The organism is Sporosarcina thermotolerans (assembly GCF_030067815.1).
Lineage (GTDB): Bacteria > Bacillota > Bacilli > Bacillales_A > Planococcaceae > Sporosarcina > Sporosarcina thermotolerans.
Window position 1 is genome coordinate 3414981 of the sequence record NZ_CP125968.1, and the last position, 26598, is coordinate 3441578.

Sequence of the window (26598 nt, forward strand, 5' to 3'; positions counted from 1 at the left end):
CTCCCTAGTTCATAGTCATTCCGCCCGTGACATTAATACTTTGTCCCGTCATATAGCTTGCAAGTTCAGAAGCTAAAAACAATACAACATTTGCGACGTCTCTAGGTTGCCCGGTCCTTCCTAAAGGCACTTGGGAATTGTCCTCCTGCTCGACTTCCTCCGCCTTCATTCCCCTTAAATTTCCACCCCATACACGTTCAATCCTCTTCATATCCGTTTCGATAATGCCAGGACAAACTGCGTTCACTAAAATCTTTTCCTTTGCAAGCTCCAATGCCATTACCTTTGTCAGTCCAAGGACAGCATGCTTCGAAGCGACATAGTTACCCATGCATCGATAACCATTCTTTCCCGCTTGCGAAGCAATCGTTATGATTCTACCCCCTTCCCCTTGTTCCTTGAACATCTTTATCACATTTTGGCTTGCAAGAAAAACCCCTTTTGCGTTCAAATCCATAATGCTATCCCAATCTTCTTCCTTTATATCTTCCACATAATCCATCGTGGAGGAGCCAGCATTATTGACCAAAATATCTATTCTGCCGAAATGTTCCTTTGTCGCGCTGACCATTCTTTCGATGTCCTGCTTTTTCGAAACATCCGCAGCAAATGGAAAGACATGATCCACCCCAAACTCCGCGGCGACCTCATCACAAAGTTCTTGACGCCTTCCGACAATGGCCACTTTCGCCCCACTCTCAACAAATAGCTCTACTATCGCCTTACCAATCCCTTTTGTTCCCCCAGTGACAATTGCAACTTTTCCTGTTAAGTCAATACAATACATTCTCCTACCCCCTGACTGTCGCCGCGAATATTCCTTGGAATAGATGCTTTTGTACTGCCAAAGCATCCTGTTCGGCTAATAACTTCTCCATAAATGCATCATCCATCTCATCTACAAATCGGCCCATTTGCTCCATCACTTCAATCGAATGCTCAACAACGCCAATCTGATCTTCCCTTGCAGGCGTTATATCAAGGCTGATCCATCCTTGATATCCGATTTTCTTCAAGTAATAAAAGAATTCAAGTGTTTCCCAGACATGATAGGAGCCGACCATGAAATCATCGTCCCAATCCCTCGTATTGTCATTCATATGCACATGGAATAGCTTCCCGTATCGGTTCAGCAACACCGCAGATTCCGCTGGATTTTCCTTAACTTGTAAGGCATGGCCAAAATCGATCGTTACCCCAAAATTATCCGCACCGATTTCTTGCAACATCATCAATGAAGTTCCAACAGTACTAATCGCCGATCTTCCCCGCGGCTCTCTCCCTTTATACTCAATGGCGAACTTCTGATTCGGGAATTCCTCTACAACACTTTTTACGGAACTGATTAAGTGATTCCATAAGTCGATGAAATTCACTTGGAATGGATAATCATGACCGTCAGCACCTGGCCAAATATTGACGACTTCAACACCAAGTTGCCGTGCAGCCCTCGCTGCTCCCCTAATGATTTCCATTGCGTCTTCCCGGATAACTAAATCGTTTGCAGAAAGAGCGCCTTTACGGAATTTCCTATTTCCGAATATTTCACAGTTAATGGCTGCAATCTCCAAGCCGAACTCGTCAATCATCTGCTTCGTCTCATCAACTGACGACTCGTCAAAATCGCCATTGAAATGGATTTCAACACCTTTTATACCTTTTGATTCGGAAGCGGCCTTCAATTTCTCCCTGAAGGTTCTTGATTGTTGATAACCCTGCTCACAAAAGCGGTCCGAAACGGAACCGTAAGCCCAAACACCGACTGCATACTTGTATTTCGCCAATCAAATACCCCCCTTTAAATTTTTTCCAAAGACTGCGCGATGTCCTCAATAATGTCTTTCGCATTTTCTATTCCGACAGAAAGCCTAATCAAACTATCTGTTATCCCGTGCTTCCGCCTTTCTTCAAGCGGCAGTGACTTATGGGTCATTGAGGCAGGGTGTTGCACGAGGGAACCAACATCCCCTAAACTTACAGCCAACTGAATCATTTTGAGATTATCGCAAAATGCCTGCCCTTCTCGAGCCCTCCTTTCAATTCGAATGAAATAAGACCTCCATAACCGCCCATTTGCTTTTTCACTAGCTCATACTGCGGAAATGATTCCAAACCAGGGTAGACGAGCAACTCGATCTTTTCATGATTTTCCAAAAACCTTGCCACTTCCATTGCATTGGAATTATGCTTTTCCATTCTTAATGCCAATGTTTGCAAGCCGCGCTTCACTAAAAAACAAGTGAAAGGGGAGATTAATCCACCTAACTTTGTGACCGGATCATGTAATCCTTTTTTAATGAATTCCTCAGAACCGACAACCGCGCCTGCAATGAGGTCACCGTGCCCGCCCATATATTTAGTTGCGCTATGGACGACAATATCCGCGCCTAATTTCAGTGGTCTTTGAAAATATGGAGTCATAAATGTGTTGTCAACAACTAATTTAATGCCATGTTCCTTACACAACTCAGCAGTTTCTTTGATGTCAACAATTTTCAAGGTAGGATTTGCGGGAGTCTCGATATAGACAAATTTCGTATTGGGGCGTATCGAACTTTTCAACAGTTCAATATCTGATGTATCAATAAATGAAGCGCTTACATTAAATTTCGAAAAAATCTTTGCGAACAGCCCATACGTGCCACCGTAAACGACGGTATCACATACGACATGATCACCTGCTTCAAGCAATGCTGTGCAAGTCGCTGCAATTGCCGCCATCCCTGACGCGAATGCCTTACACGCTTCCCCTCCCTCTAAAGCAGCAATTTTAGCTTCAAGCTCAAGCTCTGTTGGACTATGATCACGGCCGTACAAGTATCCAAATTGTTCCCCGGAGAAGATTTTCCCTGCTTCCTCTGTACTTTTATACGTATACGTGGAAGTTTGGTAGATTGGCGACACAATGGCTCCGGTATGCGGGCAAGGATCTGAACCAACATGGACTGCTTTCGTTTCAAAATCCCATTTTTCATTCAACAACAGGAACTCCCCCTTTTTCTTCTTTATATTGAAACTCAAGTAATTCACCGTTCATGAACTTCTTTAAATCAGAGATTATCATTTTAGTATGATTAGTTATGGCGTCGTACGTTGCCCCGGCTATATGAGGGGTAATGATGACGTTTTCAAGTTCATTTAAAAATGGATGATCGGCTTGCAATGGCTCACTCGCAAATACATCAAGCGCCGCCCCAGCAATTTCTTTATTCCTTAATGCCTCGATTAAATCTTCTTCATTTATAATGGCACCGCGGCTCGTGTTGATTAAATACGCAGATCTTTTCATCAGCTGAAATGTCCTTTTATTCATAAGACCGATCGTTTCAGGTACGACTGCCGCATGCAATGTGATGAAATCGCTTTGCAGCAGCAATTCATTCAAGTCTACTTGCCTATTAGATCCATCTACTATTTTGAAATTCGGATCATAAACAAGAATGTCCATACCGAATGCTTTCGCAAGCTCCGCAACCTTTTTACCGATTTGTCCGAAACCGACTATGCCCAATGTTTTCCCTTTCAATTCAAATCCTTTGAAAACCAAATAGGGGCTTCCCTCGCCAAGTGCCCATGTCACATCCGCCTTACCAATATCGGAAGTCTTACCCTTTTCCACAGATTCCTGGACATACTTGCCATTCTTAAGTGCCATATACGCAAATGGAGTATTACGGGAAATATTCAACATTAACGAAAAGGTATACTCCGCAGCGCTGTCCGCATTTCTTCCTGGCGTATGAATTATTGGAATGCCATGCTCAAAAGCTGCATCATAGTCGATATTTACAGGATTCGATCTTGTGCATGCGATCAGTTTCAGATTAGGGCAGCTTTCAATGACTTTCCGTGTAACTTTATCGTAGCTCGTTATCAAAACCTCTTTGTCTCGCAATCTGTCAATTAATTCATCCTCATCTAACAAACGATTTGACGTAAACCATCCCCCCTTTTCCACCTCAAGAAACTCTTCTATTTCTTCTATAAGCGTCTTATCCATTTCAGCTGTCAGTAGGGCTCGCATACCTTTTCCTCCACTCTGTTTTTGACCTTATTCATAAACTGATGCCTTAGTTCCCAGTTTTCAATATTCGACGTTCGAATTTGCTTATATAGCTTGAACAAGTCATCATACAGTTCCGCATTCTCCTTAATGGGAAGATAAGACTTCTCCACTGTTGTTGTTGTCTGTACAGCCTTATCAAGGGACTCATAAACCCCCGATTGAACTGCTGCCAGAAAAAATGCTCCTTTAGAGGTGATTTCCTTGCCTACCAACTTAACGACTTCCGTCCCGGTACAATCCGCAATAATTTGCGGCAGAAGAACACTGTTTGAACCGCCACCATTCAAGACGATCCGTTTAACCCCTATTGCAGAATCGAGACAATCCCTTATCGAAAGAGCAATCCCTTCATATACTGCGCGGCTTAGATGCGCTTTGGATGTAGACTGTTGAATCCCGAAAAACTGGGCTGAAGCGTATGGATTATAGAAGGGAGCCCTTTCGCCCACCATAATATATGGATGGTAAAGTACACCTCCTGCGCCAATTGGAACCGCTTTCATTTCATCGTCCAATAAAGCAAAGAAATCGTCTTTTTCCTGTTGGTCTCTAAAATCCGTCTCATAGAGAACATTCGTGATCCAATCGATATTTGGCGTACCTGCCATACTACCTGCCATTTTCAAGTATTGACCAGGGCTTGCACCAAATTGGGTGCTGCCTTTACCATCATGATTCGGTGGTAGTGTGGCAATCAACCTCTGAATGCTGCATGTTGTTCCAATCGTAATACTTATTTCCCCTTCATTTATAGCTCCGCTGCCTAATGCGTTTGCTATGATATCGAGTGAACCAATCACGACAGGCGTACCTTCAAGGAGACCCGTGAGACTGGCAGCCTCCTCCGTAATTGTTCCACCATTTTCGCCCGCATAATGAATTGGCGGGATGAGCCGGCCTAAATGGGGAATTTCAAGTAGATCGAATACTTCCGATGATACTTTTCCAAATTTCATATCTAACATTGAAGTTGAGATATCCGAATAATCGGTACGGGCTACGCTTGTTAATTTCAACCGAATCCAATCCTTGCACGTTAGGCACCACTTCGCCTTGCTCAACGAGGATGGCTCATTTTTATCCAACCATTTGAGCAAAGCAATAGTTGAACCTGGAACCAGGCCTGAATAAGTGATGGCTTCGTAGTTCAATTGTTCGTCAATCGGAATTTCACTGAGTAGTTTGGCTGCTCTTTTATCCATCCAAAGAATAGCATTCCGAACAGGCATATATTGACTATCGACTAGCCAACATCCTTCCCCCTGCCCCGTGATTCCTATATTTAGAATCGAGCTCGGATGAATGGCAGTTTGTTCAATTAATTCGCGGATGGATGAAGCGACCTTTTCCCAAAGCAGTGTCATATCTAATTCAAACCGTTCATTTCCGGATTGGATCATATGTACCGACCGGACAATTGAGTTGATAATTGTTCCATTGATATGGAACAAGGAAACTTTCAGGTTAGTCGTACCGGCGTCAATCGTTACGATATAGTTTTTCTTCACACCCAGCCCCCCTACTATATTTCCGATGAAATCATATGTGCAGTGATGGAATCGGTAATTAATACGTCAACCGCCCCTGTTCGTAATGCCCCGATGATTGCATTCACTTTTTCCGCTCCACCTGCGATTGCCACGACATTCGGGATGTTAAGAAGCTGAGCTCTATCCAGCCCAATTGAAAAATGCTCAACATTTTCTTCGATGAAATTACCTGTCTTATCAAATACATGCAGACAAATATCGCCGACCGCATTATTGCCATGCAAATAATTTAGGTAATCACTATCCAAATACTTCTGTTCGTAAATCGTCGATACACTACTCAGTTCACCGATCCCGACAAAGGCAATGTCGCAATGGTCGATTTCTTCCATCACCACACGGATGCTGTCCTCCTGTAATATTGATTCCTTCAATTCCCTGCTTTTCACAATGGCAGGAGCGTAGATATAATGTGGAACTCCACCAAGGCTTGACGCGAATTGCCGTGTAATTTCATTCGTCATATCGGCAGCTATATTAGAATTCACCCCACCAACAAGTTGAATGACTTCAACATTTCCTTTTTGGCCATTGCGTAAATTAGCCCCCACTTCATGCAGCGTCTTCCCCAAGAAACCCCGATTTTAACATCATCATTCAGTTGACTCATCAGGAATTCTGCACCCGCAACACCAAGTTGCCTCGTAATATCCTCTTTACTATCTGCATGAGCAACAATTACACGCCTAAGATTAAATTTCTTTTCCAAAGCACTCTCCAATTCTTCGAAAGAGTCCTCTAATTTCATAATCTCGATTTTCACAATACCTTCCTCATGCAATCTCTTAATAGATCGATTCACTTTTTGACGCGAAATGGACAGCTTTTGCGCAATCTCCTGTTGCGTCAACCCATCTTTATAATAATAATGCGCAATTTTAATGAGTTCTCTCTTATCCTCTAGGCAAAAGGCCACCTCTTTTCATCGTTACATTTGCTCATATATATTACATATGTAACTATCTTCAATTTAATCACAGTAATCTGAATATGTAAATAGTTTACGAGAAGTTTTTGGGGTCATTGTGAAGGTACCTGTGCATTACACGTTTATGACAATTCATCGAAATGAAAATTCTCGATTGTTTGCTGCACAGGCACGTTTACAATTTGGCCTCACACAAAAAGGAGGACAACGAAATTATCGTTGTCCTCCCATTAATTTCCAATCAAGACTCATACTATCTCTTCAATCCGCTGATTCAAATCATCCATACGCTTCTGCGTTTCCTCAAAACTCCACTTCATTACAATAGCCATATACGCAACAACTTCGTATTTCCATTTATTCACCCAGTCGATGTCGAATAGGACTGCGCCGGTTCTTCTGATGAAGTAGTCGGCGGGTGTGATGGCCATTTCTTCTTCGATTGCGTAGTGGAGGGTCAGCTTAATGGACAGCGGCAAGTTCGTTTCTTGTAATTCTTTGCCCGCATATCTTAATACTGAATCCGTGTTTGTACCGTATGTTGCAAGGATGCTTGTTGCGTCACCGAGTGAAATGCCTGTTTCTACGGCAATAGCCTGAGCTCTATCGTTTATGAAACGCCCATAGTCTTCAGGATTATTGAAATTCCCACCTGATAACTTCATTTGCTTAGTTACAGACTCTGTGCAATTCTTGCCTTCTTGTTTTAATTGCTCGCAAATCATGTCTGTGACGGTTTCAGCCATTTTCCGGTAGCCGGTCAATTTGCCGCCAGCGATTGTGATCAAACCTGTTTCAGATGTCCAGATCTCATCTTTCCGTGAAATTTCGGATGGTCCTTTCCCTTCCTGGCGGATTAACGGCCGCACGCCTGCCCACGCAGATTCGATATCCTGCATGCTAAGTTGCAAGTCCGGAAACATGAATGCAATGCTTTTCAATATATATTGTTTGTCTTCCTCGGTGATTTCGGGATTCACCAAATCACCGTGGTACTCGGTATCGGTCGTTCCTACATACGTTTTCCCATTCCTCGGAATGGCAAATACCATTCGTCCGTCAGGTGTGTCGAAATAGACTGCTTGACGTAATGGGAATTTCGAACCGTCGATGACGATATGAACGCCTTTTGAATGAAAAAGACTTTTCCCTTCAATCTTCCGGTCTTGACCGATTGTCTCTTCAACCCATGGACCAGTGGCGTTAATAATTTTTTTGCCCATAACAAGATATCGCTCTTCATCCAAAACATCCCGGAAATATAGTCCTGCAACCTTTCCGTGCGCGTCATATTTAAACGACTCAGCTTTCACATAGTTAAGCAAGTCGACGCCATTTGCATAAGCAGTTTTCGCCACTTCAATTGTCAATCGTGCGTCGTCTGTCCGATATTCAACGTAATAGCCTGCACCTTGGAGATCTTTCTTTTTTAATAAAGGCTCTTTCCGTAAACTTTCTTCCATTGTCAGCATTTTACGCCGCTCGTTTCTTTTAACTCCAGCCAAAAAATCATAGACTTTTAAACCAAGCGACGTGGAATACTTCCCGAATGTCCCTTTACGATAAATCGGCAGTAACATCCACTCCGGGTGAGTAACATGAGGCGCATTTCGATAGACGACTTCCCTTTCCTTCCCAACTTCCGCAACCATTCCCACTTCAAATTGCTTTAAATAGCGCAATCCACCGTGGACAAGTTTCGTGGAACGGCTTGATGTCCCAGCAGCAAAATCTTGCATTTCAACCAAAAGAGTCTTCAAACCCCTTGTTACACTATCAAGGGCAATTCCTGTTCCGGTAATTCCGCCCCCGATAATTATCACGTCATAGTGCTCGTTTTCAATCCCGCTTAATAATTCTTGTCTGCCTTTAAATGAAAATGATTTCATTTTTTACACGCTCCTATAATGAAAAGAACATTACAATAACCCCGCCGAGTGCAGGAATTGTAATGGTCTTTTCTCATAATCTCTGACCTTCCCGGTTTGAAGGAAGACAATATTGACATTCGAAGTAAGTGCGTGTTGTAAATCCTCCTCACTTTTTACGGAGGCAATCATTTGGGATTCCACCATGTCAACTAATTTCAAGTTTATTCATCCTTTCGATAAATACGGAATGGTTACTCTCTACTATAATAGTCCAAGAGATGAAATTTTGGAAAGAATTAATTTTATCTGATGACCATTGCCAACTATATTGAACAGTTGCGCAAGGCCGATAAACATGTGTTCCTTCACATGGATTTTATTGACGGAATATCCAATTCACGAAGCGCACTTAGCTATGTTGCAGAATATTGGAAGCCGACCGGCATCATTACAACAAAAACCAATGTTGTTAAAGCTGCAAAGGAATTGGGTCTAAGAACGATTCAACGTATCTTTCTGTTGGACCAAGCCGCCATTACGAAAGGGATTGAAATGGTCAAATCCTGCCAACCAGATGCTGTTGAAATTCTGCCTGGCATTATCCCGAAAGTGATTGATCAACTTTCAAGGGAACTTGACTATCCCATCATCGCAGGCGGTTTGATCACTGATCTTTCAGAAGTCTATGAAGCGCTTCAAGTTGGCGCGTTGGCCGTTTCATCCGGTGATCCGGAAATGTGGAAATTTGATTTATAAGGTTGCGATGTCCTTTACACTATCAAGTACATATTCCGGTTGATGAACACTTACCTTCAACATCTCTTCATTCGTAATGCCTGACATGACTAAGACGGAATGGATTCCTGCGTCATTCGCCATTTTAATGTCCGTTTCCAAACGGTCACCGACCATATAGCATTGGCCAGCTTCCATGCCCAATACATTTTTCAAGACTTATTCGGCCATCAAAAGTGAAGGCTTGCCAGTAATCATCTTCACCGGTTCACCAGTCGCCCCTTCAAGCGCGCCAATCATGGCTCCACAATCAGGGATTTCACCGTCTTTGACTGGACAAGTCCGATTGGGGTTCGTTGCAATGATTTCTGCACCATTTCGCCAAGCTTGGAAAGCATTGTTCAATTTCTCATAATTGAATTCACGATCCCAACCTAATACAACATGAGATGCGCTGGCGGGATTTTCCGCCAGCTTTATGTTTTCACTCGCCAATTCGTCGAATAACGGCCCCTCACCAATGACGTAAACAGTATCATCAGTTTTCATAACAGTTTTCAAGTAATGCGCTGTAATATAATTGGAATTAATGACCTCGTCAAGTTCCACTTCAATCCCTAACGCATTCAACTTCACGACATAATCTTTACGGCTTGCAATCGATTTATTCGTAAGGAACACGACTTTATCCCCGCGATCCTTAAGGGCTTTGATACCATCCGCCGCACCATCTATTATATGGTCGTCAAGATAAATCGTTCCATCCAAATCAAAGATAAAACCTTTCAAAACGCTCACTCCAAATCAGTTATGTTAGATGCCCGGTTGCAGTATGCTGTCAAAGGATTAAAGCTGTTGTTTCTTACCCATTAAGCTAGCAATCCCTTGCAATATCAACACCAGCGCAACGAGGATAACTGACATCGCTGCTGCTGAATAATATTCTGCCCGCAGGATGTTTTGGAAAATCGCCAAACTCATTGGAGCCCATTCAGGTGGTGCAAGCAAGATGGACACACTCGCCTCTTTAATAACCGTGATGAAAACAAGTACGGATCCGGCAGCAATCCCCGGAAGCATCAACGGGCCTACGATTGTAATCGCCGCTGTCAATGGGGTAGCCCCTAAGTTCACCGCTGCTTCTTCGATATCCGCTTTTATAGCCCGCATCGATCCCATAGTCGAACGGACCATATAAGGAAGTCGGCGAATTGTATAAGCGATGAGTGAACTACCCACCACTTAACGCTTTGCGTTTGAAGTGGGGGCTTCTCGACTTATCGCCGCTTCTAGTAGCCGGCGAAAACAGACCGAGCTATCTCTCTTGTTCCAAGAGTTCCGTTTCATCAGGACAAGTCCAGCATCAACTGTCCCTCATTCTTGATGTTGATAGCGGCATTCCAATCTCGGTCGATAACGAATCCGCAATCGCAATCAAAAGTCCGTTCGGAGAGGCGTAAGGCAGCATTGACATGCCCACAGGCCGAACACGTTTTCGACGAGGGGAACCATTTGTCAATTTTGATAAGTCGCTTACCTTGTTCATCCAATTTATACCGCAAGAATGTCGTGAACATCCCCCATCCGTTGTCGGCAACGCTTTTGCCGAAACGGAAGGCCTTCGACATCCCCTTCATATTAAGATCTTCGATGACGACACAATCGTATTTATTTACCAATTTTCTTGACTCTTGATGAAGGTAGTTCTTTCGTTGGTTTGCCACTCTTTCGTGGAGTTTGGCGACTTTGGTCCGTTGTTTTTCCCAGCGGGAGGAGCCATTCATCATTTTGGACAATTTTCTTTGTTCCTTTGCCAGTTTTTCTTCTGTCTGTCGATAGAATCGTGGATAATTGGCTTTCTTACCCTTTTCGCTCTCAACAAAAAGTCCATTCATGGCAAAATCCAATCCGACTACATGATTGATTTCTTTTTTGACGGGATTGTGTTCGTATTCTGTGAGAATGGAAATATGGTACTTTCCAGTGGCTGAACGGGAAATGGTGCATGACTTGATGACATGATGGGATGGGATTTCGCGATGTTGTTTCATTTTAAGGGGTTTGAGTTTCGGTAGTTTGATGTGGGCATCCAGAATCTTGATGTTTCCGTTGACCATATTTGTCGTGTAGGATTGTTTCGACTTACGATTCTTGAACTTTGGATACTTTGTCTTGCCAGAGAAGAAATTGGAAAACGCCGTTTGCAGATTCAACTGGGCGTTAGCAAGTGCAAGGCTATCAACCTCCTTGAGCCACTCAAATTCTTTCTTGTATTTAGCGGGCGTCGGTAGCTTCTGTTTCTTCAGTAATACCATGTCGTGTTTTAGTTTTTCATAGGTTTCCTTGCGTTCCGCAAGCATTTTATTGTAGACAAAGCGAACACATCCGAATGTCTTGACCAAAAAGTCTTCCTGGTCCTTTGTCGGGTAGATTCGAAATTTGTATGCTTTATTTGCCACTCAATCACCTCATTTCAGAAAATCAGGAATACCTGTTCCTATTATATCAAAAAAGAGGTGTTGGCTATCGCCAACCGAAATTCATCTCCGTCGGTTCTCCAGTAAAGCCGACAACAAAAACTGATAGGAGCGGTAGTAACATGAATAGACCAAAGAATGCAAAGATGAGAACTTTAACTACCGTTAATCCATTAATGCTGTTTTTTAAACGATTCATATTAACAGCACCCTCTCGTGTTCAACGGTCAACTTGTTTGTGAAGGTACCTGATACATTTCCCGAAAAACATGAAAAGCCAATGACACCCAAGCGTCATTGGCTTTCAGAATTTTTATCTAAGATCACTTCAACAAATACTTCCCAAACCCATCCGCTCCATCGCCAATATACTTAATATTGCTATTGGCAGACAAAACGTTGACCGCTTTTTTCGATGTTTCAAAGACAACAGTCGCGTTCGCTGGAAGTGTGGAGAACTTCCAGTTGCCGTCCGCTGATGGATCAATCACTTTCTCGGCAAGTATGAAATCGATGATCGCTTGGCGGTTTTCGTCCGGGTACACTTCAATATAGGAAGCGTTACGGACACCCGGGAATGTTCCATTTGCCCGATAGTTGTTTGTCGCGACGATGAATTCCTGTTTTAGGTCAATCGGCTTTCCATTGTACGTCAGGTTTTTGATGCGCGATGCATTGCCGTTGACCAAGTTGCCGTCGGGATCGTATTTCGCCGGTTGCGTGACGTCGATTTCGTACGTGACGCCATCAATCGCGTCATAATTGTAGGAACGGAAATCTGTATTGATCAATTGCTGTTCACCGGATTTCCCTGCAACGATCTGGTTGAATTGTCCCGCAGACATTTCAAGCCATTCTTTCACATCGGCGCCCGTCACTTTCACAATCGCCACTGTGTTGTCATATAAGTACAGGTCCGCTACGTTTTTGATTGCCAATTGCCCTTTTGGAACAAAGGTATAGTACTCCGGATCGCTGCGCGTCCCTGCTTTGAACGGCGCACCAGCTGATAGGACTGGAAGTTTTTCATTTACAGTGCCCTTCAATTTATCCTTCACATAGATGGTCTGCGCGTTCGTGACGATTTGAATCGAAGGATCATCTTGGACTTGCGAGAAGTAGCTATGAATGTCGGCAGTCGTTTCTCCGACCGGCTGACGGACGTACTTGATCGTGCCTTCATGCGCTTCCTTCACCGCTTTCACGACAGATTGGTCGACGTCGGAATTGCTTGTCTTCACAATTTCGCGAACTTCCGCATTCGACTTCACAATCTTCCACTGTTTGCCCTTCAACTCAAGTCGCAGGTCAATGACTCCCAAATGGCTGCCATATTTGCCAGGCATCACTATCGGAACTCCATTCACTGTACCTTTTTCCAAGTCAACTCCCGTAAGTGACGCATCCAATTTACCCGGGAATACAGCGTGCGCATGGCCCGTGATGATTGCATCTACGCCCTTCACTTTGGACAATAAATAAGTAACATCCTCTTCCCCGACCTCATGTTTCGCATCGCCAAAACCGGAGTGGGACAGTACGACGATCACGTCCGCCCCCGCTTTTTCCATTTGTGGAACGACCGCTTTGACAGCATTCACGGAATCGTCAACCGTCACTTTCCCTTCCAAGTGGGACTTGTCCCATTTCAGGATCTGTGGCGGAACAATCCCCGTCACGCCGACCTTAATCGTCGACTTCTTCCCTTTCGAGTCAACCACTTCTTTATTGATTATCACAAATGGTTCATACTTCAATTTACCGCTTTTTGCATCGCGGATATTCGCGTTCACATATGGGAAGTCCGCATCGTCAATGACTTCGTCCAAATACGGTAGACCATAGTTAAACTCATGGTTCCCAAGTGTCGCAGCATTGTAGCCCAATAGGTTCATCGCCCCAATGGATGGATGCGTTTCACCCTTCTTCAATTTATCAACTGCTTGCTTATAGGACCCAAGTGGCGTGCCTTGGATGGAATCGCCATTGTCGAACAGCAGCGTATTCGGATTCTCTTTCCGGGCTTGTTTAATCAACGTCGCCGTTTTTGCAAGTCCCAAGCTATTCGTTTCCGTGTCCTTATAATAGTCATAGTTCATCAGATTCGTATGGATATCAGAAGTCCCCAAAATACGCAGCGAAACAAAGGACTGCGACGCAAGATACTCTGAGAGGAAACGCTCCAACACCTTTTGCATTTCATGTTTGCTAATAATATTTTGAGGTTGGATCGTCTTGTTTGGATGCCCTTTCAAAAGACCTAAACCGACTGCCTTTGACAGCATCTCACGGCTTGACTTGCCAATCTTATGGCCGTCTTTGAATTGATTCAGCACCTTATCGGAAAACGTTTTGTCCGTGTCAATTCCACGTGTTACGATGACAATCGCATGCTCACGTGAAATCTTTTCATTCGGAGCAAACTTCGTCGGCGTCTTCCCGGCAATCAGTTTCAGCTCAATCGCCTTTTCAATATACGGCTTCAATGACTCCGGCACATCCTTGAACTTGACCGACTTCCCAGACCCTAATTCAACGTCCATCTGTTCAATCAATGATTTCACAAACTCGCCACGCGTAACACCCGTATCCGCCTTCGCTTTCCCGTTAGCCGAAACTTGTCCTTCACCGGTTAACCCGCCTGCTACCAAAGATAGCGCAAGAACCGACGCCGAAACATTTTTCCACATCCGCATATACGAACCTCCAATATATGGTTTTTCAAATCATCTCTATTATAACAACCGCACTATGATTAATTAATAAGCCTATGTAAGCGTTCTCTATATTTTCTGTAAACCATTAGTATCATATGTTCATAGGGAATTGTAACGGTATGATTTGTAAAGATTTTGTGAAGGTGCCTGTGCAAGACACTTTTATGGTAATTCAAATAAATGAATATAAATACATAACATCGAAACAAAATACCGACACTTATGCATTTACTATTATTAATTCATACATATCCAATGAATATTCTCGATTGTTTGTCACACAGGTACCTTCACAATTCTTTCCTAAAATCCACCCTCCACCCTTAATCAGAGATACCTAAACAATTTAAGTATATCTATTCACTTATTTGTGTAAAATAAAGTAAGATAGTAGATAAAAAGTTCTTGTTTGAAATCTATGGCAAACAAGAGGATACTAAACTTAAGGAATTTAATAGAAAATAGGTTATGAGGGGTATGGGTTTAAAATGGAAACGATAATTCGGCTATTACAAAGAAAAGAAGTGAAACGGGTCATAATTTTCGCATTAATGATCGTGGTTCTATTTAGCGTGAAAAGTATGATGAACTTAATCTTACTCACCTTTATTTTTTCATTCTTGATGAATCGACTCGTTGAATTTACGGCGAAGCGTGTTCGTTTGAATCATAAACTTATTGTCATTATGCTGTACACATTGATTGTCGGCATTTTGACGGTTGCTCTTGTCAAATATTTGCCGCTTATCTCCTATGAAATCACTCAGCTCATTAGGCAAATAACAAATTTCTTCACCCACCCGCAAGATAATCCGCTTTTAGGCGTTATTGATTCATTTATTTCCGCTGAACAGATAAAGGCCTATATCGATAATGGCGTATCGTTCCTACTTAAATCATTTTCAGATATAAGTAAAGTGAGTATACATGTACTGCTTGCATTGATTTTAAGTTTGTTTTTCCTTATTGAAAAACCGCGACTTGTCGAGTTTACAAATAAATTTAAAAACAGTAAGATTGCCCCGTTCTATCATGAAATTGAATTTTTCGGAAAGAAATTTTCACGTACATTCGGTAAAGTAATTGAAGCGCAATTCATCATTGCACTTGTCAATACGTTTTTGTCCGTCATTGTTTTAATGATTTTAGGCTATCCTCAGATTGTCGGGTTGGCCATCATGATTTTCTTCATGGGACTGATACCTGTCGCAGGAGTCGCCATTTCACTGATTCCCCTTACGATTATAGGCTTCACAATCGGCGGATTCCTGACGGTCTTCTACTTACTAATTGCTATTATGATCATCCATGCGATTGAAGCATACATTTTAAATCCTAAACTGATGTCTTCAAAAACGGATCTGCCTATCTTTTACACATTCGTCGTTCTTATTTTTTCGCAAAACTTCTTTGGCGTATGGGGCCTGATCATCGGGATTCCAATTTTCATATTCCTGCTCGACATTTTGGATGTGACCGATAAAGAGCCCGTTCCAACTAATAGTGACGAGATTTAACGATAATTAATAAACACCAGCCACGTGTGGCTGGTGTTTTATATATGCTTTTTTATCCGGAATAAATTTGAACCAAGTTCATTCAAAATGATTGCTACTAAAATAATCACGGTCCCTACCCATTGAAGCGGTGTCACTAATTCCGACAAGATGGCGCTCGCCAATAGGATGGTGATCGGCAATTCAATAGAAGTTAATATATTGGCGATTCCTCCCGAAATTAGTGGGGCACCTACCGCGTAAAACAGAGGTGGAAGTACCGCTCCGAATAATGAAACCCCAATCCCTACCGTTATCAAGTTTCCTTCCAATGGAAATACAGTCGGAATATCACGCATGAATAGGATAAAAACCATGATGGTTGAACCCGTCACCATCACCGAACTTCGAGTCAACGCATCCACATTGACCGCCACTTTTCCACTGAAGAAAATAAAACCTGCATACGTGAACGCAGAAAGAATACCGAATACAAAACCTTTAATCGGAAGCCCCTGAATGTCTCCGTTAATGATATTCGAAGCGAAAAAGACCCTACCAGAATTAATAGTATAGATAAAATCGTCACTGGTGCTGGTGTTACTTTGCTGAAAATCCATTCCAAAATGATGCCAATCCATATGAATTGGAACATTAAAATGATCGCCAATGAGGCCGGTAAATATTGCATCGAGGCGTAATAAAATACCGTCGTCAAACCGATAAAGCAACCTGTCATCATGATTTGTAAAATATTCTTTTTCGTAAGCCCCTTGAAGCTCGACCGTCTAAATAACGTAATAGACCATATTAATATAAAGGAAATTAACATTTGAGCGATTGTAATTTGGCCAAGTGAATAGCCATAGCTAAACCCCAACTTGGCAAATATCGGCGTAAACCCAAAACACGCAGCACCCAATAAAACAAACACAATCCCCTTATTAAATTTCATTATGATAATACCTCCTTGATGCACAAAACTAACTGTACTATTATAGCATAAATGACGAAATGCTTGAAGACTCGGTGTTTTGGTGGGGTATCTCATTGTAAAGGTACCTGTGCGCAACACATTTATGACAATTCGAAGTGTTGTATATAAATACAATAGTATCTCATCAATCGCCAATTTTAGTGTATCCTTATAGACGTCTCGTGCATATCCAATGAATAATCTCGATTGTTCGGCACACAGGTACCTTCACAATCCAATTATGATATAATAACTTAGTTGTCTGGCAACTTGGGGAAGTTGTTTCTAAATAAAGGAGGAACAACACATCATGAGGATTCTCATCATTATTTTACAGATTTGTCTTCTATACATTTTTTCATATATCGGAACGGTTATTCAGAACTTTTTCCATTTGATCATCCCGGGAAGCATCATTGGACTTTTATTACTTTTCACTTGTCTATGTTTCAAAATAGTTCCCGTAAAATGGATTGAAAATGGCGCGGGGTTTGTACTCAGTATATTGATGCTGTTTTTCATTCCAGCAGCTGTCGGTATCATGAATTATGCTTCGTTACTTTCTTTTCACGGTGCATTGTTCATCCTTGCCGTCATCACAAGTACGATTATTTCCATTGCAATTACAGGAACAGTTGGTCAATTTTTCGGGAAAAAGGCTATTAAAAGAGAGGATGATCAAGAATGCAGCAAGCAACACTCGCATTCTTCATGATTTTATTAACCGTCGTTGCTTATCTTGCTGCGGCAAAACTATATAAACGGTATTCACACTCTTTTTTAATACCTGTTTTAACCGCAACTACAATGATTATAATTGTGTTGTCTTTAATCCAAATTCCATACGATAAGTATATGGTTGGGGGACAATGGATCAGTTCCCTATTAGGTCCATCCGTCGTCGCACTTGCCTACCCTTTGTACAAGCAACGCCTTTTCTTACGTGATCACTTGCTTCCTATAATTGGAGGGGTGTTGGTTGGTGTCAGTTCCGGAATGGTCAGCGTTGTACTCATCGCTAAACTATTCGGGCTCAATCAAAACTTAAGTCTTTCCCTTATCCCCAAATCCCTAACTACCCCCGTCGCGATTGAAGTAGCGAAAGGGTTGAACGGAAATCCGTCACTCGCGATCGTCGGAGTTATGATTGCTGGAGTTTTCGGCGCAATCATCGCACCTACTATTTTTAAACTATTACGCATCCATAGCCCCCTCGGCAGAGGCATCGCTCTTGGCAGTGCATCTCACGCCATCGGGACATCAAAAGCTGCCGAATACGGTGAACTTGCCTTTTCAATGAGTTCCATCACAATGGCATTATGTGCAATCATCGGCTCCGTCCTTGGCCCAATTGTTGTATGGGTGTTTCATATTTAGGAGTGAATAAAATAAAGTCCAATTTCCTCTACTGGAAATTGGACTTTTTTTGTGGATATGTGGTTGTTAAGGTACCTGTGCAAGAAACATTCATGTTAATTCAATCAATTCGTATAAAAATACATAAATTTCAAACAATCGTCACAAAAACGAATAGTCTCCTGCACCTTATGGAACCAATCTCAACTTTATCCCATCGTCCACCTTCAGCTTGTCCCCGCCGATGCCATCCATGACGTTTTCAATCACGCTAAGGTCTTCCCCGGCATTGATTTTGATTCCATTTGCGGCTTGTCGAATGACATTGTGCTCAATCCTGATACCTTTTGGGATACCGATCCCCCGCCCATTATTACCTCGGTCCTCACCGAGCTTAATGGACCAGAATCCACTATTTCCTCCAGTTATATAATTACGGAATAACTTCGTGCCCGGCGCATTGCGGATCTCGATGCCTGTTTTCGAATCTCCCTTCGCAGTGATCCGATTGTCCTCGATAAGGGTGTCGGGAGTTCCTAACATTACGAGGATACCTTCACGGTTCCCAATCAGGTGATTGGAATGTACCCAGTTTCCGGTTCCTGAGGCGTCGTGTTTGTTCTTGGAGCCACCGGGATTGCCGAGCGCGATGCCTGCCCGTTGACCACCAATGACCGTGTTGTCCCTGATTTCATTCAAATATTCACCCTCACCGTGCAAGTCGATGGCGTCGAGAATGCTGCCGACGATGGTGTTTTCCGCTACTAAATTATTATGCGTGCGGAACTGCAACAGAATGGCGTGCCGCAGATGCCTGCCGTCGAAAGTATTACCGGTGACGACATTGTGCCGGGAATCATTAGTGGCATTCGGGTCGTGCTGGTCCACTGTGCCCTCGATAGCGATGCCATAGCCCTGTCCACCTGGACCTACGGCGGTTGCTTCACTGATGTAGTTTTCAGAGATAGTCACTTCACGACTGGCCTTGACGGAGATGCCGTGGCGCTCGAACTTGCGGATGCTTAGATTCTCCACTATGATCCTGGAGCTCGCCTGCCCTTTATGAGCTCCGAGATAGATCCCGTACATTGGCCCGCCACCCGCGTCGCCGTCTTTGGGGTCGTCGCCGAGTGGACCCTCGTGGCGGGAGGTGATGGTAAAGTCAGCAATAATGACGTCCTGGATGCCGGAACCGCGGATCACCCGGCTGTCATCCTCGCCGTCGAGTGAGGTCAGCAACACAGTGCGTTCCTGGCCCTCTCCGCGCAAGTCCACGCCACTGCGCAATACGATATTCGCTGATTTATCGTTCGGGTCAGTAGAGTGTAGGTCATACGTGCCAGCCGGCAGGAAGACCTCGTCACCTAATTCGGCTGCGTCTAAGGCCGCTCTGATGGCTGCTGCATCGTCTTGTGAGTCAGGATCTGGATCTGCCCCGAAGTCCGTGACGTCAAGGGTCTTACCCGTGGTTGGATCTGGCGTCGGGACTTCGATCGGCGCGCCGGTACGGTCTACTAAGCCAGGATCCTGCCAGTCACCGTGCTCAGACTGGTTTGGGATCACGGCGTCATCTCTCTTGACTATCCCATCAGATTCCTCAATTGCGTCATCTTTCTCGAACGGCACCTCGTTTTCCTTGACAGTGCATGCGGTCAAGAGGACCACCAAGCCAAGGGTTACCCACCACAAACGCGCTGAAACGCGCTCATTGTTACGAATGGATTTTTTCATTAGACTTCTCACATCCTTTCTTGATGCTTTTCTTCCCCTATCGTCGCTCTAAAGTCGTTGAAAAAAAGCAGTGAGCCCGCGAGCTCGGAAATTCACACCGAGGCTCGCGGGCTCACTATGTTCGGGATGACTGGACGACCTCTATCGAGTCGCATCCGTCATCTTTTGGCCGCAGGTTTATTTTGAGTTCCCACTCGAAGTTACCTTTGCCATTGGTGTTGTCCTTGTTGTTGGTATTGCCATTGGCGTTGTCCTAGTTGTTGGTATTGCCATTGGCGTTGTCCTAGTTGTTGGTATTGCCATTGGTTTTTCAATTGGTTTTTCCATTGGTATCGCCATTGGGATTGCAATTGGTATCGCAATTGGTATCGCCATTGGGATTGCCATTGGTTGTCACCCTTATTATTGCCTTTGTTGTTACCTTTGTTGTTACCTTTGTTGTTATCTTTTTTCTCGTCTTTGTTACCTTTGTTGTCGTCTTTGTTACCTTTGTTGTTATCTTTTTTCTCGTCTTTATTGCCTTTGTTATTATCTTTGTTGTCGTCCTTGTTGCCTTTGATATTACCTTCGTTCTCGTCCTCGTTGTTGCTATTGTTGTTGCCATTAGTATTGCCAATTGTGTCGTCCTTGCTGAGCTTGAAGTTCAACGGGACATCTGTTTCCAACGGAGTGTCTGCTGAGGAACCACCGACATGTACGCGGTACTTTCCTTTAGCAGTTTTCCATTCGCCGTCTGCCCAGTTCGCAAGGTTGTCCGGTTCTTCCGGAACGAAATAGGAGAACGGGTGGTTAGAGTCATCGTGGTTAATACGTACAGTCACACGCTCGCTCTCACCTATCTCAAGGTAAACCTTCTCGAAGTTGACAAGACGCTTAGTCGGCTGTCCTGCTTCATCCGGAAGTGTTAGGTAGACCTGTGCCGCTTCTTTACCGGCAACGTCACCAGTGTTCGTGATTGTGAAGGACACGTCAATACCGGACACTGAGCCTTTATCTTGTATCTTCTTCACTTTAAGTTTGTCATATTCAAAAGTTGTGTATGATAAGCCGTACCCGAATGGGAAGACCGGCTTCATGTTGTTTGCTTCGTACCAGCGGTAACCCATTTCAAGACCTTCAGTGTACTTGGCAATTAATTGATCGGAACCGTTACCGTACGGGCCAGGGCCACCTACCTTGCCAGTGTCTTGACGTGTTCCAGGGTACTGCTCCTCTGTTGCGAATGCAGCTTCACGCTCAGTCGCGCCGAACGTCATTGGCAACTTACCTGAAGGATTAACCTTACCATAAAGCAAGTTAGCAACTGCATTGCCATCTTCCATTCCTGGGAACCATGCCTGAAGAACTGCAGGGACATCATCCAACCACGGCATAAGCACCGTACCGGATGTTTTCAGTACCACAACAGTATTCTCCGCGTTAGCTTCCATAACTGCGTCGATTAGCGGCTCCTGCTCAACCAAGTTCTTTCGATCTGGGTGCTTGTCGAGGTCGATTGCTGGGAATCCGAGCGTATCACGGTCTGCGGTCTCATGTGGGTTGTCGCCGACCATAAGAAGCACGACGTCCGATTCAGCGGCAAGCTTCGCAGCAGCCTCCGGGTCACGGCCATTGTTGTAAGTTACTTTAGTGTCGTAGCCCAATTCTTTGATAACATTCTCTAAGCCTTGCTGTGGTGTGACAGTGTAAGGTGTATTAACGTTCTCATTGTTATCACGTACGGAACGCGGGGACATTTTAGCCTCACTTGCGAACCACTCGAGGCCGATCAACGCAATTGACTTCGGCTCGCCGTTAAGTGGTAGGAAGCCGTCTTCGTTCTTCAATAGTACGGACCCTTCCTCAGCCATCTTCCGTGCACTAGCGCCGTTAAGCATAGGATCTACGATCTCCGGCATGAACTTGTCGTAAGGCTCGTCCATGTGGCCGAACTCAATCATCTTGATATAACGTGGACGAAGTAGATTGTCGATGTCGTCCTCAGTCACTTGACCAGAGTCGAGAGCATCTTGAATTTTCTCTTGAGTGTAGTATTGCGGTGCCCAGTCGAGCTCAACATTCATGCCCGCTTTGATTGCAGCAACTGTGTCGTGAATTGCACGACGGTCACTCATGACATAACCTTCAAAGCCCCAGTTTCTCCGTAGGGCATCTTGGAGCAATTCAGAACTGTCACATGCATAAGTACCGTTAACATCCGGGAATGAACACATCACCGATGCCGGGTTAGCATCCTTGACGACCATCTCGAATGGCAGCATGTACAACTCGTTCATAGCTTGTGATGGAACCTGTACCCCCATCGTCCAACGTTCAGTCTCTTGCTCGTTGCCGGCAAGGTGCTTAAGTTGTGCTTGAACTCCTTGATCCTGGATACCTTTAACTTGCTCAGACGCCATGATACCCGTCAAGTACGGGTCTTCACTGAAATACTCATAGTTCCGGCCATTGTACGGGTGACGTACGAGGTTCATGCCCGGTCCAAGCAACACGTGATGCGCGAACGCCCGTGTCTCCTCGCCGAGGATTCGGCCGGCTTCATAGTTTAACTCGCTGTTGAAGGTTGCGGCCATAGACAGGGAGGATGGCAGGCCAGTCGCTTCTGGGTCATTACCACATGATCCTCCCTTAACGCCCGTACCACCATTGGTCATGCGGATTGTAGGGATTCCCAGTTCATCGATCCCTTGGATCTGGCGGCCTGTGTCTTGCCACTCACATCCAGGCAGGGTGCCTTGGGGTGCGAACTCTCCGTTCTGGTACTTGCGATACCACCTTTCTTGATAACAACCGTCTCGCCAGTATCATTTTCATTGAAACGCGAAATAGCAATTTGCTGGATTTTCTGCTCCATCGTCATCGCATCGATTAGTAGCTCTGTGCGTTCTTCAGCAGAGAGCTCGGTGTTCATCCAAGGACGATCCCCTTCGGTTCCACCAGTCATCGCATTAGCAGGAACTAACGAAGACATGAAGATTAATGCTGTCATAAATAGTAAACTAATACGTTTTTCCAACTCAATATCACTCCTATATTTCACTAATAAATTATATTAGTATAGCAAAATCGCTATCACTAAGTGTCTTAGTATAAAGAAGAATTATTACAGTGGTATGAACGGTAAGTTACAAAACGGTAACAAAAAAAACGAGTTCAGTAATAAAACTGACCCTCGTGAAAACTTCATTTAATAGCTATATAAAGCGATTTTAGTTCAATAAATACAATTAGAATAATTAGATTTAAATAAGAATAATACTTTATTATTCTATCACAAATAAAAATAGTAGAAGAATCTCTACCTATTATAGAAGTTATTTATTATATAACATTTAGCAATTCGATCGATGAGGATATCTAAGATAGCAGATAAAATGTATATGGAGTGTGTAAAGGTACCTTACTAATCGATCGATAAAAGCGCAAAAAAATAGGCCAGCTATAATAAACGCTGGCCTTTAATCATTTCCCCATCCGCCCCCGGACTACACCAATAATAGCCGGCAACACAGAAATGAAGATAATGAGTAGAAGTACGGTTGAAAAATTGTCTTTGATAATCGGGATATTGCCGAAAAAATAGCCTAAAGTTGTACAAACCCCGACCCAGATTACTGCACCAACCACGTTATAGATTAAGAAATAACGGTAGTTCATCCTGCTTGCACCTGCGACAAAAGGAATGAACGTGCGAATGAATGGCATAAAACGAGCGATCACAATCGTTTTTCCACCATGCTTATTAAAGAAGCCCTCAGCTTTCGCCATCTTTTCTTGGTTAATTAATTTCCCCATGAAACTCCTTGAAGAAATGGTAGTTCCCACTTTCTTACCGATATGGTAATTCACAGTATCGCCAAGTACCGCTGCGGTTAAAAAGACAATGACTAAGAGAGCAAAGTTAAATGCCCCCCTCGTGGCAAGCGCACCACTGGCAAACAATAGAGAATCTCCGGGTAAGAAAGGGAAAATCACAAGTCCTGTTTCAACAAATACGATTAAAAAGAGGATACCGTATGACCATCCTTCAAAAGTTTTGATGATTTCAACTAAATGTTCATCAATATGCAGGATGAAATCAATTATAGCGTAAATTAGTGTCAAGGTTGTACCTGCCTTCATAGTTTTCTCACCCTATGTTATCACAAAATACATAGATAAGATTCAAGTAACAACCCATGAAGGATAAAAAGATACCATTTAAATCAACGCATCCTTCTTCACGTCTACTACAATCTGCTCTTTTGCTTCACTTTGGAGTCTGACTTTCTCAGGTTTCACAAGGAAAATACTTATCAAAGTCGCAACCGCAAAGAGCCCCATGATGACATACAACACCATGTCATACGATTGCGTCTTGTCCAAAACAAAAGCACTTAGCTGATTGCCTGTCAGTCCCGCAATTGCCCAAGCGGATAACGCCAATCCATGCACAGTCGAAATACTGTCCAAACCGAAGCGGTCCGATAAAAGGGGTGGTAAAGACGAAAAACCTCCGCCATAACCTGCATTTATGATACAAAGTAAAGCAATAACAAGAATTACGATCGAATTATTAAGTCCATCAAACACAATCGTTAATAAAAAGGCTGAAATAGATGAAATAAAGATGATCTTATAAATGGAGTTACGATCCTTCATTCGGTCACCCAATGAAGAGAAAAAGATCCGGCCGCCCGCATTGAAAATCGCGGTTAACGAACTCACCAAACCAATCGCTCCAAATCCAATGAACGCCAATATCCCTTTTTCCTGGGAAATCAAAGCCAATCCACAAGTAATATTAATATAAAACATTAACCAAATACCGATGAACGTTTTATTTTTCAATGCCAATCTATAACTAAATTTTTGCGTTTGGACGCTTTCTTCCTCATATCCCTCTGGTTTCTTTAAAAGTACATGCCCAATAAACATCATCACTAAATAAATTCCAGCTAAAATATAAAACATCGTAAAAATGTTGGAGGGATTCACCAAAATCCCCTCGCCGTTTCTTTCCCCTAAAAGCTTTACCATTAATGGACTTGCAATGACCTTCGCTAATCCGAAACCTGCAACCGCAAGCCCCGTTGCCAATCCCTTTTGCTTATCAAACCAAAGCATCAAAGTCTTGACCGGCGTTAAATAACCAATTCCAAGCCCAATACCCATGACAACGCCATAAGAAATATAAACACCAAGCAATGACTTTTGGTAAATAAAGAAACCCGTTCCCGCCATCCCAGCAACAAAAAATAATGCCGAAAGCAGGGATGACTTATGTATATCCTTTTCAACAAACTTCCCACCGAAAGCTGCCGACATCCCAAGAACAAAAATTGCTATACTAAACGCCCACTCCACTTCCCCGACAGATCTCCCCATATAAGTGGCAATATCACCCTTAAACAACGACCAACAGTAAACCGTACCGATACTACAATGAATTAACAAAGCTGGAAGCACAGCACGCATCCATTTATTATTAATCTTTTCCATTTCGCTCCTCCTCCAATATCTATCGACCAAAACCCGAAACACGAATAATTAATTTGAATAAAAATTATTAGTTCGTGTTTAGGAGTAAACTTTAAAGTTTTTATCTGTCTTCAAAGTTATTTTAGGTCTATTTACGAAAATTAATAAAGTAATTATATATCATATCGAGAAATAAGCAAATAGAAATTTATAGAATGGAGTAATTGTAAAGGTACCTGTGCAAGAAACATTCATGACAATTCAACCAATTTGAATAAAAATACACTCACTCAAAATAAACGTTACACCTATAACTACGTGAATTTGTATTCATGCAATTGTAGTGTATAAACTGAATTCAACTACGCACAGGTACCTTAAGAATCAAAACATCCTCTACCCATATGCCCACCAAAGCTCCCCCAAGTGCTAACATCCACCCATTGCCACGCCCCTTCCCAATAAGAGATAATAAGAAGATTACACAACAAGAGAGGTTTACAGATGAAAGGAAGTTCACACGCAGCTATCGGCGCCGCAGCCGGTGCAATTGCAGGATATCAGGTTCAGCCTGATCTATACACAGTCATAGTCTCATCTTTAGTCGGCGGTGCGTCAGCATTAGTCCCCGACTTGGATACGAACGGGTTGGCAAGCAATCGAATCACCATTTCTAAAAAGTTCACTCAATGGCTGATGCAGTTCGTTGGAATTGGCATTTTAGTCGCGATCGCATACCAGTTTTTCACAACAGGATTTACCCCTTCCATTATTCTGTACGCGGGAATCGGCTTGCTCTTTTTCATCGTATCGCGTTTCATCACACAACGAAGAATGTTGACGCTAACCGGCATCATGGTAATGTGGCTCGGCATTGTGATGCACCAATCAACCGGCATCCTGTTAGCCGGAAGCTATATCGTCATCGCCTCGTTCCTGCCGCACCGCTCTTACACCCATTCACTTTTAGGGCTCGCTTTTTATGCATTCATTTTGAGTCATCTACAACAAGAGTGGGCATTCGAAGGTCTGTTCGTTGCAGGAATAGCCGGGTACGCCAGCCACCTCATCGCTGACATGAAGCTCTTACCAATGAACCGCAGAGGCGTAAAATGGTTTGCTCCGCTATGGAATAAAGAATTGTAAAGTTGCCTGTGCAAGAGAATTGTGAAGGTACCTGTGCAAGAAACATTCATGATAATTCAAACGATTTGAATAAAAATACACTGATTTGA

Annotated in this window: 24 protein-coding genes and 2 pseudogenes; 5 read left to right on the forward strand and 21 right to left on the reverse strand. The window is 43.4% G+C overall.

What is annotated here, in order from left to right:
• Positions 1-4: 4 nt before the first annotated feature.
• The 8 genes and pseudogenes from QNH10_RS19075 to QNH10_RS19120 all read right to left on the reverse strand — a co-directional run bounded on the left by QNH10_RS19075 (position 5) and on the right by QNH10_RS19120 (position 8634).
• Complete coding sequence (locus QNH10_RS19075) at positions 5-787, reverse strand: SDR family NAD(P)-dependent oxidoreductase (protein ID WP_283732823.1); 783 nt, start codon at positions 785-787, stop codon at positions 5-7.
• 4 nt (positions 788-791) lie between these two features.
• Positions 792-1784, reverse strand: a complete 993-nt coding sequence (locus tag QNH10_RS19080) for a sugar phosphate isomerase/epimerase family protein (protein ID WP_283732824.1) — start codon at positions 1782-1784, stop codon at positions 792-794.
• Between the two features lie 14 nt (positions 1785-1798).
• Positions 1799-3030, reverse strand: a pseudogene (locus QNH10_RS19090) (trans-sulfuration enzyme family protein).
• Positions 2972-4024: a 2-hydroxyacid dehydrogenase gene (locus QNH10_RS19095; protein ID WP_283732827.1), complete on the reverse strand. Its 1053-nt coding sequence runs from the start codon at positions 4022-4024 to the stop codon at positions 2972-2974. The pseudogene QNH10_RS19090 and the gene QNH10_RS19095 overlap by 59 nt, the downstream one beginning before the upstream one ends.
• The gene (locus tag QNH10_RS19100) at positions 4009-5574 is read right to left on the reverse strand and encodes an FGGY-family carbohydrate kinase (RefSeq protein ID WP_283732828.1); all 1566 of its coding nucleotides are present in this window, start codon (positions 5572-5574) and stop codon (positions 4009-4011) included. Before QNH10_RS19100 ends, QNH10_RS19095 begins: the two co-directional genes overlap by 16 nt.
• Positions 5575-5588: 14 nt before the next feature.
• A pseudogene (locus tag QNH10_RS21315) lies at positions 5589-6532 on the reverse strand (sugar-binding transcriptional regulator).
• Positions 6533-6792: 260 nt separating this feature from the next.
• Positions 6793-8433 carry a glycerol-3-phosphate dehydrogenase/oxidase gene (locus QNH10_RS19115; protein ID WP_283732831.1) on the reverse strand — a complete coding sequence of 547 codons (1641 nt, stop codon included), beginning with the start codon at positions 8431-8433 and terminating at the stop codon, positions 6793-6795.
• Positions 8434-8463: 30 nt separating this feature from the next.
• A complete protein-coding gene (locus QNH10_RS19120) occupies positions 8464-8634 on the reverse strand; it encodes a hypothetical protein (protein ID WP_283732832.1) in 171 nt (56 codons plus the stop codon).
• 90 nt (positions 8635-8724) lie between these two features.
• Here QNH10_RS19120 and QNH10_RS19125 point away from each other — a divergent pair, with 90 nt between their 5' ends.
• Positions 8725-9171: a glycerol-3-phosphate responsive antiterminator gene (locus tag QNH10_RS19125; RefSeq protein ID WP_283732833.1), complete on the forward strand. Its 447-nt coding sequence runs from the start codon at positions 8725-8727 to the stop codon at positions 9169-9171.
• Here QNH10_RS19125 and QNH10_RS20910 read toward each other — a convergent pair.
• From QNH10_RS20910 to QNH10_RS19150, 6 genes are all read right to left on the reverse strand, one after another.
• Positions 9166-9366 (reverse strand): HAD hydrolase-like protein, encoded by a 201-nt coding sequence (locus QNH10_RS20910; RefSeq protein WP_317940286.1) that lies wholly within the window; start codon positions 9364-9366, stop codon positions 9166-9168. The genes QNH10_RS19125 and QNH10_RS20910 overlap by 6 nt on opposite strands.
• A gap of 3 nt (positions 9367-9369) precedes the next feature.
• A complete protein-coding gene (locus QNH10_RS19130; protein WP_317940287.1) occupies positions 9370-9939 on the reverse strand; it encodes an HAD-IIA family hydrolase in 570 nt (189 codons plus the stop codon).
• A gap of 57 nt (positions 9940-9996) precedes the next feature.
• Complete coding sequence (locus QNH10_RS19135) at positions 9997-10392, reverse strand: ABC transporter permease subunit (protein ID WP_283732834.1); 396 nt, start codon at positions 10390-10392, stop codon at positions 9997-9999.
• A 104-nt stretch (positions 10393-10496) separates the two neighbouring features.
• Positions 10497-11609, reverse strand: coding sequence for an RNA-guided endonuclease TnpB family protein (locus tag QNH10_RS19140; protein ID WP_283732835.1), 1113 nt, complete (start codon positions 11607-11609; stop codon positions 10497-10499).
• A gap of 64 nt (positions 11610-11673) precedes the next feature.
• Positions 11674-11826, reverse strand: a complete 153-nt coding sequence (locus tag QNH10_RS19145) for a hypothetical protein (RefSeq protein WP_283732836.1) — start codon at positions 11824-11826, stop codon at positions 11674-11676.
• Between the two features lie 124 nt (positions 11827-11950).
• Positions 11951-14317, reverse strand: a complete 2367-nt coding sequence (locus QNH10_RS19150) for a bifunctional 2',3'-cyclic-nucleotide 2'-phosphodiesterase/3'-nucleotidase (RefSeq protein ID WP_283734696.1) — start codon at positions 14315-14317, stop codon at positions 11951-11953.
• Positions 14318-14832: 515 nt separating this feature from the next.
• Here QNH10_RS19150 and QNH10_RS19155 point away from each other — a divergent pair.
• Complete coding sequence (locus QNH10_RS19155) at positions 14833-15861, forward strand: AI-2E family transporter (protein ID WP_283732837.1); 1029 nt, start codon at positions 14833-14835, stop codon at positions 15859-15861.
• A 38-nt stretch (positions 15862-15899) separates the two neighbouring features.
• Here QNH10_RS19155 and QNH10_RS19160 read toward each other — a convergent pair whose 3' ends face one another.
• On the reverse strand, positions 15900-16361 hold the full coding sequence (locus QNH10_RS19160; RefSeq protein ID WP_283734697.1) for an EamA family transporter: 462 nt from the start codon (positions 16359-16361) through the stop codon (positions 15900-15902).
• Positions 16253-16795 carry an EamA family transporter gene (locus QNH10_RS19165; RefSeq protein WP_283732838.1) on the reverse strand — a complete coding sequence of 181 codons (543 nt, stop codon included), beginning with the start codon at positions 16793-16795 and terminating at the stop codon, positions 16253-16255. Before QNH10_RS19165 ends, QNH10_RS19160 begins: the two co-directional genes overlap by 109 nt.
• Before the next feature lie 331 nt (positions 16796-17126).
• Between QNH10_RS19165 and QNH10_RS19170 the strand changes: the two genes are divergently transcribed.
• Together QNH10_RS19170 and QNH10_RS19175 are read left to right on the forward strand one after the other, a co-directional pair.
• Positions 17127-17531, forward strand: coding sequence for a CidA/LrgA family holin-like protein (locus tag QNH10_RS19170; protein ID WP_283732839.1), 405 nt, complete (start codon positions 17127-17129; stop codon positions 17529-17531).
• Complete coding sequence (locus QNH10_RS19175; protein ID WP_283732840.1) at positions 17501-18193, forward strand: LrgB family protein; 693 nt, start codon at positions 17501-17503, stop codon at positions 18191-18193. The genes QNH10_RS19170 and QNH10_RS19175 overlap by 31 nt, the downstream gene beginning before the upstream one ends.
• A 168-nt stretch (positions 18194-18361) precedes the next feature.
• On the opposite strand, the gene QNH10_RS19180 is transcribed toward QNH10_RS19175, so the two are convergent.
• The 5 genes from QNH10_RS19180 to QNH10_RS19200 all read right to left on the reverse strand — a co-directional run bounded on the left by QNH10_RS19180 (position 18362) and on the right by QNH10_RS19200 (position 25384).
• Positions 18362-19903, reverse strand: coding sequence for a right-handed parallel beta-helix repeat-containing protein (locus tag QNH10_RS19180; RefSeq protein WP_283732841.1), 1542 nt, complete (start codon positions 19901-19903; stop codon positions 18362-18364).
• 200 nt (positions 19904-20103) lie between these two features.
• Positions 20104-22557 carry a beta-glucosidase gene (locus tag QNH10_RS19185; RefSeq protein WP_347177934.1) on the reverse strand — a complete coding sequence of 818 codons (2454 nt, stop codon included), beginning with the start codon at positions 22555-22557 and terminating at the stop codon, positions 20104-20106.
• Entirely contained in the window at positions 22554-22919 is a 366-nt protein-coding gene (locus QNH10_RS19190; protein WP_283732842.1) for a hypothetical protein, read from the reverse strand. Before QNH10_RS19190 ends, QNH10_RS19185 begins: the two co-directional genes overlap by 4 nt.
• Positions 22920-23365: 446 nt before the next feature.
• Positions 23366-24007, reverse strand: a complete 642-nt coding sequence (locus QNH10_RS19195) for a VTT domain-containing protein (protein WP_381426415.1) — start codon at positions 24005-24007, stop codon at positions 23366-23368.
• Between the two features lie 96 nt (positions 24008-24103).
• Positions 24104-25384, reverse strand: coding sequence for an OFA family MFS transporter (locus QNH10_RS19200; RefSeq protein ID WP_283732844.1), 1281 nt, complete (start codon positions 25382-25384; stop codon positions 24104-24106).
• A gap of 483 nt (positions 25385-25867) precedes the next feature.
• Here QNH10_RS19200 and QNH10_RS19205 point away from each other — a divergent pair, with 483 nt between their 5' ends.
• Positions 25868-26509 carry a metal-dependent hydrolase gene (locus QNH10_RS19205; protein WP_283732845.1) on the forward strand — a complete coding sequence of 214 codons (642 nt, stop codon included), beginning with the start codon at positions 25868-25870 and terminating at the stop codon, positions 26507-26509.
• Positions 26510-26598: the final 89 nt, after the last annotated feature.